The following is a 16,890-nucleotide window of genomic DNA, read 5'->3' as shown; positions in this document are numbered from 1 at the left end:
GTAGTGGGAATTTTACACCCATTACAGTAGAGGAAGTGACAGCAGATGAAAGAGTATATTGCATTTGATATTGGTGGTACACACATTAAATATGGAATTGTTTCAGAAACGGGAACAGTACTAAAGCATAAAACAGTTCCAACAGAAATTCATTTGGGCGGAGAACAAATCATTCAAAAACTCATTCTTTTCTCAAAAAAATTAATGGGGGAACATAAGGTTTGGGGAATTGGTATTAGTACGGCGGGAATTGTTGACGTTAATAAAGGGATTGTGACGGGAGGTGTGGATCATATTCCGGGCTATAGTATGATTCCTATTATGAATAGATTGCAAGAGGTATTAAAAGTTCCTGTATCCATTGATAATGATGTGAATTGTGCAGCGTTTGGAGAAAAGTGGAATGGTAGTGGAAGAGAGAAAGGAAACTTTATTATGCTCACCCTTGGAACTGGTATTGGAGGAGCAATTTTTATAGATGGAGAGTTATATAGAGGGCATTCGTTTAGTGCTGGTGAATGGGGAAATATGTTAATAGAAGGAAAAGCGTTTGAAGAGGTCGCTTCCGTTTCAGGGTTAATTCATCTTGTCCGAAAATATAAAGGAGAAGGTGATTGGAATGGGAAAACGATTTTCGAACTGTATGATAAAGGAGATAGGGAAGTTACGCAAGTAGTTGAGGTGTTCTTTAAACATTTAGCGATTGGAATTAGTAATCTTGCTTATATTTTTAATCCAGAAACAATTATTATTGGTGGAGGAATTACCGCTAGAGGAAATGAGTTTTTAAAAGAAGTAAAAGAAGAGGTCAGTAAATACTTAAATAAAGAGATTTATAGTAATTGTGAGATTGAACTTGCGCAAAACGGTAATTGTGCAGGAATGGTTGGTGCTATTTACCACTTCTTACATCATCATAAGTAAATTATATGAATGTTTTCATATAACTGAGAATTTATCCTTTTTATCACTAGGTAAATAATGCTACAATATAAGGGAAGAATACAATATTTTCCGATTTGGAAAATGCTTTGTAGAAAGGGAGAAACTGCATGCCTATTATTTTAGAAAAAGGTCAAAAGATCGATTTAACGAAAGGACAACCAAAAGTAGCAAAACTACAGGTTGGCTTAGGCTGGGATCCAATTGGGCAATCAGGTGGGTTTCTGTCTTCATTATTTGGAAGTAAACCAAATGTAGATTGTGATGCATCTGTTGTTATGTTAGAAGGGGATCGTTTTTTAAATAAAAACGATTTAGTTTACTTCGGAAACAAGCTTTCTACTTGTGGTAGTATTATTCATTCAGGAGATAATTTAACAGGTGAAGGCGCTGGTGATGACGAAACAATTTTCGTAGAATTACATAAAGTTCCAAGCCGTATTAATCGTTTAGTGTTCGTTGTAAATATTTATGACTGTGTAAATCGTCGTCAAGATTTCGGGATGATTCGTAATGCATATATTCGTATTCAAAACCCGCAAACTGGTGAAGAATTCGCACGCTATAATTTATCGGATAATTATGCTGGCAAAACGACTCTAATTGCAGGTGAAATGTATCGCCACGGAAGTGAATGGAAGTTTTCAGCTGTTGGGGAAGGCACACAAGATAAAAACTTAAGTGAGATTGTATCACGTTATCAATAAAATAAACCGAGGAGGAATTGTGTATGGCATCAATTTCATTGAAAAAAGGACAAAAGGTAGACTTAACAAAAACGAATCCAGGTCTTTCAAAAGTTCTTGTAGGACTTGGTTGGGATACAAATCGTTATGATGGACAAGCTGATTTTGATTTAGATGTTAGTATTTTCTTAGTAGGTGCGAACGGTAAAGTTTCAGGAGCAGAAGATTTTGTTTTCTATAATAACCCAAAAGGTGCGAATGGTGCTGTAGAACATCTAGGAGATAACCGAACTGGCGAAGGTGAAGGCGATGATGAATCTATCAAAGTAGATTTGAAAAATGTACCTGCACATATCGAACGTATTTGTTTCACAATTACAATTTACGATGGAGAAGGTCGTAGCCAAAACTTTGGTCAAGTTTCTAACTCTTTCGTACGTATTTTAGATGAAGAAAAGAATGCAGAGTTAATTCGTTACGATTTAGGAGAAGATTTCTCTATTGAAACAGCTGTTGTAGTAGGTGAACTATACCGCCATGCAGGTGACTGGAAGTTCAATGCAATCGGAAGTGGATTCCAAGGTGGATTAGCGTCTCTATGTAACAATTTCGGTTTAGATGTAGAGTAATAGATTTAGCTATCCATTAGTAAATATATATTTGCTAATGGATATATTTTTAAAGATTAAAATATAGGGGTGAATATACATGGCCATTCAGTTACAAAAAGGACAGAAAATCGATTTAGGTAAAACAAGCCCTGGCTTAACGAAAGCAGTAATTGGTCTTGGTTGGGATATTAAATCTTATGATGGTGGAGCTGATTTCGATTTAGATGCATCTGCCTTTTTATTAGATGTGAACGGAAAATGTACGAAGGAAACTGATTTTATCTTCTATAACAATTTACAGTCTCCTTGTGGATCTGTTCTACATACAGGAGATAACCGCACAGGTGAAGGTGAAGGTGACGATGAACAACTTGTTGTGGACTTAAAGAAAGTTCCAGCAGATGTGCACAAAATTGCTATTACAGTTACAATTTATGATGCAGAAGGCCGTAGTCAAAACTTTGGACAAGTAGGAAATGCGTTCGTTCGTTTAGCGAATGAAGAAACGAATGAAGAAGTTCTTCGTTTTGATTTAGGGGAAGATTTCTCCATTGAAACAGCAGTTGTCTTTTGTGAATTATACCGTCATAATGGACAGTGGAAGTTTAATGCAGTAGGAAGCGGATTCCAAGGTGGCTTAGGTGCGCTTGTAAGAGCGTATGGCTTGGATGCATAGGAAGGAAACGATATTCGTTTCCTTTTTTTGACCTTTCTATAAATCTAGCAAAGAATAGGGGATAAAGGTAAGATGAGTATTTTGCAAGGAATCCTTGATACGTATGCTCAATTTTTCGACTTGGACATGTGGATTAAAGTGTTGCAGGATCCAGTATCTTGGGGATTAATAGGTACACTTGTTGTACTTGAAGGATTGTTATCTGCTGATAACGCACTTGTATTAGCGGTAATGGTAAAACACCTTCCGGAAGAAAAACGTAAAAAAGCATTATTCTATGGACTTATTGGAGCTTATGTATTTCGATTTATCGCAATTGGAATTGGAATGTTCTTAATTAAATTAGCATGGGTAAAAGTGTTAGGTGCACTTTACTTAGCATGGCTTTCAGTTAAATACTTTATTGATAAACGAAAAGGTAATGCAGAAGAAGAGGAAGCTCATGGTATGAACCAAAACAGTGTTCTCTTCAGAATGTTTGGTGTCTTCTGGGGAACAGTTGCGATGGTTGAATTAATGGATATCGCATTCTCTGTAGATAGCGTACTTGCTGCATTTGGTGTATCAAATGAAGTTTGGATTCTATTATTAGGTGGAATGCTCGGTATTTTAATGATGCGCGGTATCGCTGGTGTATTCTTAAAATTGTTAGAGCGTATTCCAGAACTTGAAACGACAGCATATATTTTAATCTTAATTATCGCAGCAAAAATGTTATTGTCTGTCATTCATATTGAAATAAGCCATACAGTGTTCTTCATTATTTTAGTTGTAGCATTTGGAGCAACATTTATACTTCACTACATGAAGAATTCTGGACAAGCTAAAGAAGAAGTTGCAGCTACTAAAGAAGACAATAAATAATTGAAATGGGTTTGCTCGTTTTACGAGCGCCCATTTTTTATAGACAGAAATAGTTTATAATAGAAGAAAGACTTAGAAAAAGTAAATGTTTTTGGAGGTGAACTGTTGTGTTTTCACGTTTTACACTTCAACCATATGCATTAAAAGATGAATCAGATTTAAAGCAATTTGAAACGCTTTTAGAAAAACGTCCACAATATGAGCTGACAGAGAATGAGATGAAATTTAGTTATATAGCATGTCGAATCCTTGGCGTTCCTAATGATGTAGATGAATATTTCAATGAACTATTTGATTATAGTGAAGCGAAAGGAATTGAAGTTTTACATGAACAAAATTTAAATAAAGTAATCGATTCGGAAAAACTTCGTCATATTCAAGAAGTGTTCGGATTACATCAAGAAGCACCAAATGGTCTAACAGTAAATAGGCTAGTGGCACACTTATCTGGGAAACAACTTTTGCCGAAAGTAGATAATCCTGATTTACAACATTATATACATACGACATTTATTTCTGTATTGAAATTATATGAGAAACAACATAATCAATCTTTAAAGACAGAAGGCTTTCGTCGTTTCTTAATCGACATGATTAAATTAAGCGAAAATTACGTAGCGAAGTGGTTCTCTACGATTAACTATAAGAAACAAATGCCGCGTATTGTTTGGTACGGTGATGCACAGGAAAGCCGTATATATTTCTTATACTTTCTTATTATGCTCGGCTGCGATGTACTTTATTATCACCCAGAAGGAAAAGATGGATTTGAGAATGTCGATGAAGAGGGAAGGACATTTATTATGTCTCATCCAGGCCGTATTGCTCTTGAACCATTTCCAGATCGCCGCCGCGAGCGTGTTGCAACAGTAGCGTATCAAGCTTCAAAAGAAATTGAGCAAGTACTTCACCACGATAATTCACTGCTGTACAAGCCATGGCAATTCCGTTCCTATACGCCTGTAGCTCGTACATTAAAAACAACATATGATGAACTCTTTTTAATTACGAAAGAAAAGGCGTTTGTACGCCCGACATTCTTTGTTGAAAATAAACACATTTATATCCCTTCCTTATTTGCGAAAATATCAGGTGTTTCAAAGAATGATAAAGAGTATTTTCAACGATTAAAGGCTGTTACATCATTTGATAACAGTTTATTAATTAATACATTTCCGTTTACGAAAGAACAAAAAGCAAATTTCCAATACCATTATCGAGATGCATTAGACCGTGGGGGAAAATTGCATCCAGATTTAATTATGAACAGTCATTGGTGGCCACACAAACGATTGCCAGAAGGATTACAACATGGTATTGCAGAAGCGATTATCCATACGTGTGAAAGCGAAATGTGTAAACCAATTGCAAAAGAGACGAAACAAGATGTAGCGCTATATGTTTTCGCGCAACTTTCTCAAATACCACCGAATATTTTAGAGCAGCTTGAGAAATTTGATTATTCACAAGATGTACCGAAAATTGTTATATTTAATAATGAGAAGAGTGGAGAGTTAACTCGTTCTGATGCTGTTTTATTACTATTTTTAAATCAAATTGGAGTAGATGTATTCCATTTCAATCCAACGGGAAGAAACGATATTGAACCATATATTGAAGCGGGGGCATTTGATTCACATTGGCTTGAAGAAGTTAATTTCGATCTTGAGTTTCATGGTTCATCAGCCTATAAAAATTTATCACAAACAATAAAAGGACTATTTCGTCCATTTTTATAAGGAAAGGGAGAATACCATATGAATAACCCAGTCGTACTAGATTCGAAAACAGAATTAAATGAGCAAACAGCACAAGATGTTCGCTTGCAACTTAGACAAGATGCGGATGTACAACGTATTTATAATGCGGTAGATATTAAAGATCAATTAGAATTAATTGAACTTGGAAAAGAACCTTCTATGGAAATTTCACGTTTTGCTGATCAAATTTTACATACAATGTCATTATCAAAGATAGAAGATTCTGGTGAATTATTAAAACAGCTTGGTAAAATTATGGACCGATTCGATAGCAAAGACTTTGCGGAAGAGAAAAGCGGTTTCTTCTCACGTATGTTCAAAAAAGCGGATAAAATGATTGAACAAATCTTTAGCAAATATCAAACGATGGGCCGTGAAATTGATAAAGTGTATGTGGAAATTACAAAGTATCAAGATGAAATGAAAAAATCAATTGGTACGTTAGATGGTTTATATGAGCAAAACTTAAAATATTATTTAGACTTAGAAAAATACGTAGTAGCAGGAGAAATGTTATTAGAGCGTTTAAATACAGAGTTAGTTCCGATGTATGAAGAGCGTGTACGTAATAATGATCAATTAGCAGGTATTGAATTAGAGTCGCTTAAAAACTCTGTTGAAATTTTAGAACAGCGTATTGATGATTTAGAAAAAGCACGTATGGTTGCGTTACTTACAGCACCACAAATTCGTATGATTCAACGTGGTAATAATAAATTAATTGGTAAAATCAATACAGCATTTATTACAACGATCCCTATCTTTAAAAATGGTATCATTCAAGCGGTAAATGCGAAGCGTCAAAAGCTTGTTGCAGATTCTATGGCTGAACTGGATCGCCGTACAAATGAATTACTTAAGAAAAATGCACAAAATATCGCGACGCAAAGTGTGGAAGTAGCGAGGTTATCAGGTTCTTCTAGTATTAAGATGGAAACACTTGAGGAAACTTGGAACATTATTTCAAGAGGTATGCAAGAAACACAACAAATTGAAGAACAAAATAAACGTGAGCGTGAAGAAAGCCGCAAACGTATGGCTACATTAACAGAGAACATTAAAAAAGAATTACAAGGATAAAGTGAAACTTTAATCAGTGGGGTAAACGAAAAGGCAATGAGGAATAGTCCTCATTGCCTTTTAGTTTTTCTTCACTAATTTAATGATTTCATTCACAACAAGCGGAATGATACTTAATAAGAGAACAAATCCCCAATCTCGCATCGTTAATGCATGCACACCGAATATATTTGCAAGGGGCGGAATGGAGATGATACAAACTTGCATAAGAACACCGATAAGAAGGGAGAAGACTAAATATTTATTTGTAAAAATCCCAATTGAAAAGATCGATTTCGTTCTTGAACGCAAGTTAAATGAATGAACGAGCTGAGAAAAACTAAGAACGACAAATGCCATCGTTTGAGCGTGTAATAGAGCATCCTCATCAATTTGCTCTGGGAAAAGAGGGAATAGATGTGTATCTCCAGTATAGAACTTTGCTCCGGCGATAAAGGCTATTAGCGTCAAAAGGCCAATGACAACCCCATTGAAAATAAGGAAAGGAACGCTACCACTAAATAAGCTTTCTTTCGCATGTCGTGGTTTTTCCTTCATCACATCAGGATCTTCAGGATCAACCCCAAGTGATAATGCAGGCAGCGTATCTGTAATTAAATTCACCCACAAAATGTGAATAGGTCGTAGTGGTGTTGCCCAGCCGAGTAAAATGGCTAAAAATAAAGTGATAATTTCTCCGAAGTTACAAGAGAGTAGGAAGAGAATTGATTTTTTTATGTTACGATAAATGTTTCTACCTTCCTCAACAGCTTTCACGATAGATGAGAAATTATCATCTGTTAATACGACATCCGCTGCCCCTTTTGCAACATCTGTTCCTGTAATGCCCATCGCTACGCCAACATCTGCTTGTTTTAAAGATGGAGCGTCATTGACGCCATCACCAGTCATAGAAACGATATTGCCTTTTGCACGTAATGCTTTTACGATCTTTACTTTATGTTCTGGAGAGACTCTAGCGAATACATGTAAGCGATCAATTTTGTTTGCTAGTTCTGTATCTGAAATGTTGTCTAATTCAGTTCCAATCATAATTTCAGATATTTCTTCAGCGATGCCAAGTTCTTTAGCAATTGCAAAGGCGGTATCTTTATGGTCACCAGTAATCATAACTGTGCGAATACCGGCTTTTTTACATTCTGTAATTGAATCTTTTACTTCAGTTCGCGGTGGATCAATCATACCGACAAGCCCAATAAAGATGAGATTTTCTTCGAGATGATCTATATCCACATCGTTTGAATTGTATTGTTTAAATGCGAATGAAAGTACTCTTAAAGCTTCTTGAGACATTGACCCAGCGGCTTCTAATATTTGATCTTTATCAGCATCTGTTAGAACCTCGATTTTACCGTTTTTAAATATGTGGGTACATCGAGGTAAGAGTTTATCGATAGCACCTTTCGTCATGCTATAGTAGCTTTCATCATATGTATGCACGGTTGACATCATTTTACGATCTGAATCAAAAGGTAGCTCATTTACACGTTCATGTATTTTTTCTAAATGATCTTTTTGCATATTAAAGGTGCTCCCGGCAACGAGAAGAGCAATTTCAGTCGGGTCTCCCGTTTGTGAGTCATTATTGTAAGATGCATCATTACATAGCACCATATTTTCTAACAATAGACGTTGCACATCATTATTTACGTTTAAATTTTCTAATTGATCGTATGTGTTATCACTATAAAAGTGAGTAACGGTCATTTTATTTTGTGTTAACGTACCTGTTTTATCTGAACAAATAATTGTGACAGAACCGAGAGCTTCAACAGCTGGTAGTTTCCGAATGATAACATTTTGTTTAATCATACGCTGCACACCAATTGCAAGAACGATGGAAACGATAGCTGGCAAACCTTCTGGAATAGCTGCAACGGCTAAACTAATTGCAGTCATAAACATTTCTAGTGTATCTCGTCCTTGTAAAAAGCCGATGAGAAACATCACGATACAAATAGCTACAGCAACAAAGCCTAAATACTTTCCGACTTGTGCTAAGCTTTTTTGAAGTGGTGTCATATCATCGTCTGCTTCATGTAACAAGGTAGCAATCTTACCAATTTGTGAGTTCATTCCAGTTTCAACAGCAACACCAACGCCTCGTCCATATGTAACAAGAGTAGACATAAAGGCCATATTCTTTTGATCACCGAGTGGTACTTGTTCATCACTTTGCATGGAAGGGTGGTAGATTGCATCTTTATCAACAGGGACAGATTCACCAGTTAGAGCAGATTCTTCAACTTTTAAATTTGCGGTTTCGATCAGGCGTAAATCGCATGGGATATATCGTCCGGCGTCGAGCATAACGATATCACCTGGAACGACGCGCTCAGATGGAATTTCTTTTAGTTCACCATCTCGCTTGACGATAGCTTTAGGTGTCGCCATCTTTTTCAATGCCTCTAAAGCTTGTTCTGCTTTCGATTCTTGGACGACACCGATAACAGCATTTAAAACTACAACGAGCGCAATAATACTTGCATCAGCCCATTCACCTACAAAGGCTGAAATAAGGGCAGCAATAATAAGGACATATACGAGGACGTCATTAATTTGGGCGAAAATACGTTGCCATAAAGTGCGTTTTTGTTTTGTAGCTAATTCATTAAAACCGTATTGCTTTAAACGTTCACTTGCAATTTCTTCTGTTAAACCGTGTTGTTCATTTGTTTCTAAGTCAATTAATGTTTGGTCTTTCGTCTTACTGTACCAATTGCTCATAAGTAAGCACCTCCAGTAAAAACAGTTAGCAATGGTAGTGTTGCTATTATTTGTGAGTAGTATGTATGGAGAAAAAATCTAAGGTGAGGTTCTACTTCTATTGTACAATATTTTACAGCTGATTGAGGGAAAGAGAAGAGTTGTCATGAATTTGTTGGAAGTAAAAAAAGAGCCTCATAAACGAGGCTCCTTTACTTTTTAATTAATGTACCTAATTCTTCTGTAATAGCTTGCATTTCACTAATGCTGAATGTTTCACGTTTCATAACATGCTCATAAATGTCACGTAAGTCTTCATACATTTCTTCATTAAAGCTAGCAGCTCTCATCGCTCCAGCATTAACCATACGTAATTTTTCTTTAATAGCTTCAACCATATATTCAACGTTTTCTTCTGACTTTACGGATAAATCCACCGAAGTGTCCCCCTTTAAAATAACATAAGGCTATCTTAACATTTTTTATCATTTTCGTTAATGAATCTTTTCAATCCTATTAAATTAGTAGGGATTTCCTTTATATTCACTAATTGGTTGTTTATACTATAAGTATATATAAAGAAATGCACCAAGAAAGGAAGAAACAAAAATATGGTTCAAGTATTGTTTGTTTGTCTTGGGAACATTTGCCGTTCTCCTATGGCAGAAGCGATTTTTCGAGATCTTGTCGTAAAAGAGAGACTCGAAGAGAAAATTGTCATTGATTCTGCAGGAACTGGAGATTGGCATGTTGGCCATCCGCCACATAAAGGAACACAAAAAATTTTAAAAGAAAATGCAGTCACTTTTGAAGGAATTAAAGCAAGGCAAGTAGAAAAAGAAGACTTAACAAAGTTTGATTATATTATTGCCATGGACAACAAGAATATAGCAGATTTAAAAAGTTTAGGTAAAACTGGAGGCTATATTGGTAGGCTGTCCGATTTTGTTCCAGACGGTGGCTGGACAGACGTTCCCGACCCTTACTATACAGGGAATTTCCAAGAAGTATATGACCTTGTAACAGAAGGGTGTGCAAAGCTATTAGCTTTCATTCGAAATGAACAAGGAATATGAGGAAGCTTAGAAAGAAATACTTTCTAACATAAGAAATGAAAGGGTGAAGGAATATGGCAAAGAAAAATAATATTGCTCGAAACATTGCGATTGGTGTAGCTGCAGGTGTAGCTGTATCTATGTTGAAGAAAGAAAACCGTGAAAAAGTAAAAAATACTGCAGAAAAAGCAAAAACAAAGATGATTGAAATTGGTGAAAATGCAAAGATCAAAGAAAAAGTGCAAACTGTTACAGATAAAGGACGCGAACTTGCTGATTTAAATGTGGTGAAAGCGAAAGTAGCAGAAATTAAAAAATTAACGCCTTCTGTTGTAGAGACGTTAAAAGAAACGAAAGAAATTTTTAGTAAGAAAAAAGTTGAACCAGCAGAGAAGCCAGAAACGATTGAAATTCAAGCTGTATCTCCAAAAGTAGATGAACTGAAAGCAGAAGAAGAGCCAGTAGTTGCTGAAGATGGTGGTATGAAAGAAGCGCGTGAACTATTTATGAAAGACTCCAATGTAGAGGAAAAAAAAACTGAAGCGTACATTGAGTTAAAGCAAGATAAAGAAGAGAAGAAAAGCGTTTAAACATATATGAGAAAAATTTTAGAAATGGTGAGAAGAAATCGTACGTATTCGTTTGGTAAAGATTTGTATGACCGGACGATGCGCGATGATGTAGCGGGCTTGGCAGCACAGCTCGCTTATTTCTTCTTGCTTGCGATTTTTCCTGGGCTTGTTTTCTTAATTACGCTTCTTGGATTCATTGACCTTCAAACAGAAAGTGTGCTCAATTTATTAGAACCGTATGTACCCGAAGATGCAATGTCTTTAATTGAAGTAAACGTTGATAAAGTTGTAAACCAGCAAAATGGTGGTTTATTATCATTTGGTTTATTATCGATGTTATGGTTTGCTTCAAACGGGGTAAATGCGGTTATGAATGCTTTTAACCGTGCGTATGATGTAACGGAAACACGTTCTTTTATTAAAACGAGAGCGTTATCAATTGTGTTTACATTAGCGATTATTTTTATGATTGTGTTTGCGCTAATTGTTCCAGTGTTTGGACAAGTCATTGGAGCAGCGGTATTCAAAGCAATTGGTTTATCGGATAGTTTTTCTTACGTGTGGAGCATTACACGATTAGTAGCAAGTTTCTTTGTACTATTTGCATTGTTTAGTTTTTTATATACATTTGCACCAGATCGAAAGTTAAAAAGAAAAGAAGTCATTTCAGGAGCAACATTTGCTACTGTAGGATGGATTGTGGTATCGTACTCATTTGCTTATTATGTAGATAAGTTTGCGAATTACGCCAATACATATGGTGGTCTCGGTGGTATTATTATTTTAATGTTATGGTTTTACTTAACTGGATGGGTAATTTTACTTGGCGGTGAAATTAATGGTTTACTCCATCATTATAGGACGGGTGACAATAATTCCCGTAATGAAAAGTGAGCTCTTGTTCCATAATAATAGGGAACAGGGGGGATATTTCATGAGTAATAATAAAAAGAATCACAACAATAAAAATAACAATAAACAAAAGAGTAGTTCGCATCCAAAGCATAAAACGAGTGGTAGTGCGAACGGGCATAATAGCTACCATTAGAAAAAACGGGTCCTCTATGAGGGACCCGTTTTTATTTGTTTCCTTTTAATAATCGTAAGCCATTCAAAATAACAAGAATCGTACTTCCTTCATGCCCGATAACACCGAATGGAAGAGCTAAAAATTGTAAGAAGTTTGAACAAATCAGCATTGCAATTACAGCTAGTGAAAAGATTACGTTTTGCTTTACAATACGGTTCATTCGTTTTGATAAACGGATTGCTTGTGAAAGGCGAGATAATTCGTTCTTCATAAGTACAACGTCTGCCGTTTCTAAAGCTACGTCTGTTCCTTCACCCATTGCTACACCAATGCTAGCAGTAGCGAGTGCAGGGGCATCATTTATACCATCTCCGACCATTGCTACTGTCCCGTATTTTTCTTTTAGCTTTTTAATCGTTTCCACTTTTGTTTCTGGTAAGCATGATGCGTAATATTCCTTTATATTACTTTCAGAGGCAATTGCTTTTGCTGTTTCTTCATTATCACCAGTAATCATAATTGCTTCGACACCGATGCTTTCTAATTCGCGAATAGCAGCTATCGTTTCTTGGCGAAGTGTATCTTTTAAAGCGATAAGCCCAAGGATGCCATCCTCGTCACTAATATAAACGACAGTTTTACCTTCTTTTTCAAGGGAAGCAGAAATACCATTATGAAATGTCTTTGTTTCTTCACCGATAAAATCAGCTTTACCTATTTTATAAGCTTTGTTTTCGAATGTTCCTTTTAGCCCAAAACCAGTTACATCTTCAACGTTTTCTGGTTTTTTTAATGTAATGTCATACGCATGTTGTGCATACTTCACAATAGATTCAGCTAAAGGATGTGTAGAGTGACTTTCAATTGCTGCTGTAATTGAAAGTACTTCTTTTTCTGTCATATTTTCTCGAACATATACATCTGTTACGGTAGGTTTTCCTTCTGTTAATGTCCCTGTTTTATCAAAAGCAATTGCTTTTACTGAAGCGAGGCGTTCTAAATGTATGCCACCTTTAAAGAGAATTCCATTTCTTGCTCCGTTAGAAATAGCAGATAACGTTGCTGGTGTAATGGCAGCAACGAGTGCACAAGGAGATGCGACTACAAGTAAGATCATAGCGCGATAAAACGTTTCATTCCAGCTCCAATCTAGTAAGAAATGAGGGACGAACATCATAAGCGCAACAACGAGTAGTACACCTTTTACATATGTTCCTTCAAACTTTTCGATGAATAGTTGTGATGGTGATTTTTCACTTTGTGCACTTTGAACGAGACGGATAATCTTTTGGAATAATGTTTGATCGCTCGGCTTCGTAATTTTAACTTCGATAGCACCGCGTAAGTTTACAGTACCAGCAAATACTTCATCACCATGTTTTTTTTCATTTGGAATAGGTTCACCAGTAATCGCTGCCTCATCGATATTTGTTTCACCGCTATGGATCGTACCGTCAGCAGGAACGCGCTCACCTGGCTTAATTAGAATAATGTCGTTAATTTGTAATCGTCCAACAGGAACACGTTCTTCGCTTCCATTTGAAATGCGTAATGCTTCTTCCGGTTGTAGATCAAGAAGCGCTGAGATTTCTTTTTGACTTTTACTTAATGTATAAGATTCCATCGCACCGCTTAGTGCGAAGATAAAGATTAAAATTGCGCCTTCTGCCCAGTAGCCAATCATTGCAGCACCGATAGCAGCAAAGAGCATAAGCATTTCGACATTTAGCTCTTTCTCCTCAATTGTATCTTCAATACCTTCTTTCGCTTTTGCATATCCACCAACTATATAAGCAAGGATATAGCAAGTAATGCCTACATTCATTACATCGTTCTTTGTGAATAACCAACCAGCTAAAATGAAAATACCAGATGCGATTGCAAATATAAGTTCATAATGTTTCTTTAATGTATCCCATAAAGAGGGATGAGAAATAGACTTTTGTACTTGTAATGTTTTTACTTCTGAGTTCATTACTACTCGCTCCTTCCAAATTCTTATTGAGAAAAATAATCAAAATCGAAACCCCTATAAAACGACGAAAGCTGCCATCCATAATGGATAGCAGCATTTCTGTTGAATCTGTTTTTAACAGTTATTATGTTGTAATTATTCTATAGTATAGCATATGTTTTCGTTAGATGATATGTTTTTGTTTGCGTATAAACTGAAAACTTGTGTTTTCACAGTTCCTTTGGTATATATGAATATTGTTCGTAAAAAGATCGGAAAGGAAGACAACAAGTGAAGACAGAGAAATTTTTTACCCATCCGATTGGCGTGTTTATTGCTGCAATAGTAGCGACTTTTTTATGGGGGAGCGCATTCCCTTTTATTAAATTAAGTTATGCTGAACTTGGAATTCAGCCACAAGAAGTTGGGGAGCAAATATTATTTGCTGGTTATCGTTTCTTCTTATCTGGAGTCATGCTCTTATTCTTCTTTAAAGCGTTAGGAAAAGATATGAATTTCAAAAAAGGAACGGGGAAGCAGTTAGTACAAATTGGTTTATTTCAAACATTTCTTCAATATATATGCTTTTATATTGGAATGAGCTATAGTTCTGGTATTGAAGGAGCTATTATTTCAGGAACATCATCATTCTTTCAAATTTTACTCGCGCACTTCTTATATAAAGACGATGCGCTCAATATGAAAAAAATAATTGGAGTCTCTATCGGATTTTGTGGTGTCGTTTTAGTAAATGTACCGAGTGATGGTAGTTTGTCATTCCATTTCGGAATTGGTAGTTTATTACTTCTGATTGCAGCAATGTTGTACTCGTATGGGAATATATTGGCGAAAGAAGGTAGTAAAACATTAGATGTTGGCTATATGACAGCATACCAAATGATTTTTGGTTCTATCGGGCTATTATGTATAGGGGCTTTGCAAGTTGGAGTCATGCCATTTACATTTAGTATACATGCAATACTAATGCTTATCTATTTATCTTTCTTATCCGCAGCAGGATTTTGCATTTGGAATACAATTATGAAGTACAACAAGGTTGGAAAAGTATCAATGTACATGTTCTTTATACCCGTATTTGGTGTGTTATTATCGAGCATGATTTTAGGCGAAGCAATTCATTCATTTGTATTATTCGGTTTAGCGTGTGTAGCCGCGGGAATTATAGTGGTGAATCGGGTGCCAGCTAAGCAGAAAATGGAGAAAGAAAAACAAGTAGCATAAATAACAGGAAAACGATTAAAAAAGAAGAACAGTACTGTTCTTCTTTTTTTATGTAGAAAAAGGATAATAGACTAGGTGTAACGAAAAAAGATACAAAAAGCATTTTATTGGGGAGAACATATTATGAATCTACTTTACATGGTGTTAATTGCACAAATCATTCTTTTTTTAATTGGTGTAATTTATGCAATAGGACAGACAAAAAAGAAAAGAAATAATATGCCGTTACCTTTAGCGGTGCGTCTTATTCTTAGTTTTTCTTTAACAGCAAGTGCAATTTGGATATGGTTACAAGATCCATCAGTAGATTATAGTACGTGGGTTGCACTAGGTATGACGTTATCAACTGTAGGGGATTTATTTATGGCAGGTTTAATTCCAATTGGTCACAGGCTAATTGGAGGGATGATTACTTTCGCGCTTGCGCATTGTTTTTATGTAAAAGCATTTTTGCAAACAGGCATTTCATGGAATGGTTTTTGGATTGGTTTACTCGCATACGGACTCTTTCTCATTATAGGATGGTTCTTTTTTATTCGAAATGAGAAACAAGATAAATTGTTTACGATAGGAGCGCTAATTTACGGATTGTGGGTTGGAGGAATGGCTTGCTTTGCATTCGCCTTATACTATGAGAATACAGGAATATGGTGGATACCAGCTTTTGGTGGTTTACTATTTGTGATTTCTGATTTTATTATTGGCGTGACAGATATTGGAGGGCGCAAATTAAAGTATGAACCACTTTGGATTTGGTTTACATATGTAGCGGCTCAAATGTGTATTGTATATGTGGGAATATAAAAGGATACTCTCCAAATAGTAGATAGACTATTTGGAGAGTATCTTTTTTACTATTTTGCTTCAGCCAAATTTTACTGTCTATAAATAGTGAGGTACATATAAAATATGGTATATAAAAATAAGGATTTTATGAGGGTGTTATTTTAAAGTTTTGATATTCAAATTTTATAATTCAGAATTTTATAGAAATTAAGTAGTTGAAGTCTTTATAATAGAAGTAAAAACATGATGAGATGGTGGAATGATGCAAAAGAAAAAACGTTTGCGTGAATTCTTTGGAACAATTGCAATTGCTTGTTTGCTCGTGTTTTTGGCGAAAATTTTCGTATTTTTTCCTACGACTGTAAAAGGGGCGTCTATGAAGCCAACGTTACAAGATGGGGATAAGGTGATTGTGAATAAGTTGGCAAAGCAATTTGAAAGTTATGGGAGAGAAGATATTATTGTTGTAAAGACAGATAATTTTTATGTGAAAAGGGTTATTGGTTTGCCTGGCGATGTTATTGAGGTGAGAAATGATCAATTATATGTGAATCATGAAGTGATAGAGGAAGCGTATTTGTATAGTAATAAAAAACAAGCTGAAAAAAAACTTATGAATTTAACGGAGGACTTTGGACCAATTACAGTTCCTAAAAACAAGATTTTTGTTATGGGAGATAATCGCTTAATAAGCAGAGATAGTAGAAATGGTTTAGGACTCATTGATAAAGCTGATGTATTAGGAGAATTAGCGGTAATTTATTATCCATTTGAACATATGAAAATAATGAATTAAAGTAAAAAACCAAGCAAATTTCAGTTTGCTTGGTTTTTTATCCCGCTTTAATGGGCAGTAAGACCCCCACCTCAAAATTCAGCGAAAGCAAGGAAGTTAGGTGGGGGATGAAGACCCCCCACTGATTAAA

General features: G+C 35.7%; 16 protein-coding genes. 13 read left to right on the top strand and 3 right to left on the bottom strand.

All coding sequences use genetic code 11. The features are described 5' to 3' along the window. Positions 1-45: 45 nt before the first annotated feature. The 7 genes from ACTFNE_RS19735 (at position 46) to ACTFNE_RS19705 (ending at position 6,619) form a co-directional block, all read left to right on the top strand. Complete coding sequence (locus tag ACTFNE_RS19735; protein ID WP_270705163.1) at positions 46-924, top strand: ROK family protein; 879 nt, start codon at positions 46-48, stop codon at positions 922-924. A 128-nt stretch (positions 925-1,052) separates the two neighbouring features. After that, positions 1,053-1,649, top strand: coding sequence for a TerD family protein (locus ACTFNE_RS19730; RefSeq protein WP_001121583.1), 597 nt, complete (start codon positions 1,053-1,055; stop codon positions 1,647-1,649). A 23-nt stretch (positions 1,650-1,672) separates the two neighbouring features. Next, positions 1,673-2,257, top strand: coding sequence for a TerD family protein (locus ACTFNE_RS19725; protein WP_000146722.1), 585 nt, complete (start codon positions 1,673-1,675; stop codon positions 2,255-2,257). A 79-nt stretch (positions 2,258-2,336) separates the two neighbouring features. Next, positions 2,337-2,915, top strand: coding sequence for a TerD family protein (locus ACTFNE_RS19720; RefSeq protein ID WP_001007531.1), 579 nt, complete (start codon positions 2,337-2,339; stop codon positions 2,913-2,915). A gap of 72 nt (positions 2,916-2,987) precedes the next feature. Continuing rightward, complete coding sequence (locus tag ACTFNE_RS19715) at positions 2,988-3,779, top strand: TerC family protein (RefSeq protein WP_000025699.1); 792 nt, start codon at positions 2,988-2,990, stop codon at positions 3,777-3,779. 107 nt (positions 3,780-3,886) lie between these two features. Further along, complete coding sequence (locus ACTFNE_RS19710; protein WP_000492873.1) at positions 3,887-5,518, top strand: YceG family protein; 1,632 nt, start codon at positions 3,887-3,889, stop codon at positions 5,516-5,518. 18 nt (positions 5,519-5,536) lie between these two features. Further along, the gene (locus ACTFNE_RS19705) at positions 5,537-6,619 is read left to right on the top strand and encodes a toxic anion resistance protein (RefSeq protein ID WP_001064413.1); all 1,083 of its coding nucleotides are present in this window, start codon (positions 5,537-5,539) and stop codon (positions 6,617-6,619) included. Between the two features lie 60 nt (positions 6,620-6,679). Here ACTFNE_RS19705 and ACTFNE_RS19700 read toward each other — a convergent pair whose 3' ends face one another. Together ACTFNE_RS19700 and ACTFNE_RS19695 are read right to left on the bottom strand one after the other, a co-directional pair. Beyond that, the gene (locus tag ACTFNE_RS19700) at positions 6,680-9,346 is read right to left on the bottom strand and encodes a cation-translocating P-type ATPase (RefSeq protein ID WP_270705164.1); all 2,667 of its coding nucleotides are present in this window, start codon (positions 9,344-9,346) and stop codon (positions 6,680-6,682) included. 191 nt (positions 9,347-9,537) lie between these two features. Next, entirely contained in the window at positions 9,538-9,762 is a 225-nt protein-coding gene (locus tag ACTFNE_RS19695) for a DUF1128 domain-containing protein (RefSeq protein WP_000366197.1), read from the bottom strand. Positions 9,763-9,936: 174 nt separating this feature from the next. On the opposite strand from ACTFNE_RS19695, the gene ACTFNE_RS19690 reads away from it, so the two are divergent. Genes ACTFNE_RS19690 through ACTFNE_RS19680 form a run of 3 tightly spaced genes read left to right on the top strand, consistent with a single transcriptional unit; the run spans position 9,937 to position 11,846 of the window. Next, a complete protein-coding gene (locus tag ACTFNE_RS19690; RefSeq protein ID WP_270705165.1) occupies positions 9,937-10,401 on the top strand; it encodes a low molecular weight protein-tyrosine-phosphatase in 465 nt (154 codons plus the stop codon). Positions 10,402-10,454: 53 nt separating this feature from the next. Continuing rightward, positions 10,455-10,970 carry a DUF4075 domain-containing protein gene (locus tag ACTFNE_RS19685; protein WP_001085393.1) on the top strand — a complete coding sequence of 172 codons (516 nt, stop codon included), beginning with the start codon at positions 10,455-10,457 and terminating at the stop codon, positions 10,968-10,970. Between the two features lie 6 nt (positions 10,971-10,976). Beyond that, the gene (locus ACTFNE_RS19680) at positions 10,977-11,846 is read left to right on the top strand and encodes a YihY/virulence factor BrkB family protein (RefSeq protein ID WP_046199045.1); all 870 of its coding nucleotides are present in this window, start codon (positions 10,977-10,979) and stop codon (positions 11,844-11,846) included. A gap of 185 nt (positions 11,847-12,031) precedes the next feature. Here ACTFNE_RS19680 and ACTFNE_RS19675 read toward each other — a convergent pair whose 3' ends face one another. After that, the gene (locus tag ACTFNE_RS19675) at positions 12,032-13,957 is read right to left on the bottom strand and encodes a heavy metal translocating P-type ATPase (RefSeq protein WP_270705166.1); all 1,926 of its coding nucleotides are present in this window, start codon (positions 13,955-13,957) and stop codon (positions 12,032-12,034) included. A gap of 270 nt (positions 13,958-14,227) precedes the next feature. Between ACTFNE_RS19675 and ACTFNE_RS19670 the strand changes: the two genes are divergently transcribed. The 3 genes from ACTFNE_RS19670 to lepB all read left to right on the top strand — a co-directional run bounded on the left by ACTFNE_RS19670 (position 14,228) and on the right by lepB (position 16,760). After that, positions 14,228-15,178, top strand: a complete 951-nt coding sequence (locus ACTFNE_RS19670; protein ID WP_270705167.1) for a DMT family transporter — start codon at positions 14,228-14,230, stop codon at positions 15,176-15,178. Positions 15,179-15,301: 123 nt separating this feature from the next. Next, positions 15,302-15,982 (top strand): lysoplasmalogenase, encoded by a 681-nt coding sequence (locus ACTFNE_RS19665; protein ID WP_001051050.1) that lies wholly within the window; start codon positions 15,302-15,304, stop codon positions 15,980-15,982. A gap of 241 nt (positions 15,983-16,223) precedes the next feature. After that, positions 16,224-16,760 carry a signal peptidase I gene (gene lepB / locus ACTFNE_RS19660; RefSeq protein ID WP_270705168.1) on the top strand — a complete coding sequence of 179 codons (537 nt, stop codon included), beginning with the start codon at positions 16,224-16,226 and terminating at the stop codon, positions 16,758-16,760. The last annotated feature ends 130 nt before the right edge of the window (positions 16,761-16,890 follow it).

The sequence above is a fragment of the Bacillus cereus group sp. MYBKT111-2 genome (assembly GCF_051915205.1).
GTDB classification, from domain to species: domain Bacteria; phylum Bacillota; class Bacilli; order Bacillales; family Bacillaceae_G; genus Bacillus_A; species Bacillus_A paranthracis.
The sequence above is the reverse complement of the archived record's forward strand: the minus strand, read 5'-3'. Positions and strand labels throughout refer to the sequence as shown.

Coding starts and splice junctions, on each gene's coding strand:
- ACTFNE_RS19735 (WP_270705163.1), top strand. CDS start 46: ATGAAAGAGTATATTGCATTTGATATTGGTGGTACACACATTAAATAT.
- ACTFNE_RS19730 (WP_001121583.1), top strand. CDS start 1,053: ATGCCTATTATTTTAGAAAAAGGTCAAAAGATCGATTTAACGAAAGGA.
- ACTFNE_RS19725 (WP_000146722.1), top strand. CDS start 1,673: ATGGCATCAATTTCATTGAAAAAAGGACAAAAGGTAGACTTAACAAAA.
- ACTFNE_RS19720 (WP_001007531.1), top strand. CDS start 2,337: ATGGCCATTCAGTTACAAAAAGGACAGAAAATCGATTTAGGTAAAACA.
- ACTFNE_RS19715 (WP_000025699.1), top strand. CDS start 2,988: ATGAGTATTTTGCAAGGAATCCTTGATACGTATGCTCAATTTTTCGAC.
- ACTFNE_RS19705 (WP_001064413.1), top strand. CDS start 5,537: ATGAATAACCCAGTCGTACTAGATTCGAAAACAGAATTAAATGAGCAA.
- ACTFNE_RS19700 (WP_270705164.1), bottom strand. CDS start 9,346: ATGAGCAATTGGTACAGTAAGACGAAAGACCAAACATTAATTGACTTA.
- ACTFNE_RS19690 (WP_270705165.1), top strand. CDS start 9,937: ATGGTTCAAGTATTGTTTGTTTGTCTTGGGAACATTTGCCGTTCTCCT.
- ACTFNE_RS19685 (WP_001085393.1), top strand. CDS start 10,455: ATGGCAAAGAAAAATAATATTGCTCGAAACATTGCGATTGGTGTAGCT.
- ACTFNE_RS19680 (WP_046199045.1), top strand. CDS start 10,977: ATGAGAAAAATTTTAGAAATGGTGAGAAGAAATCGTACGTATTCGTTT.
- ACTFNE_RS19675 (WP_270705166.1), bottom strand. CDS start 13,957: ATGAACTCAGAAGTAAAAACATTACAAGTACAAAAGTCTATTTCTCAT.
- ACTFNE_RS19665 (WP_001051050.1), top strand. CDS start 15,302: ATGAATCTACTTTACATGGTGTTAATTGCACAAATCATTCTTTTTTTA.
- lepB (WP_270705168.1), top strand. CDS start 16,224: ATGATGCAAAAGAAAAAACGTTTGCGTGAATTCTTTGGAACAATTGCA.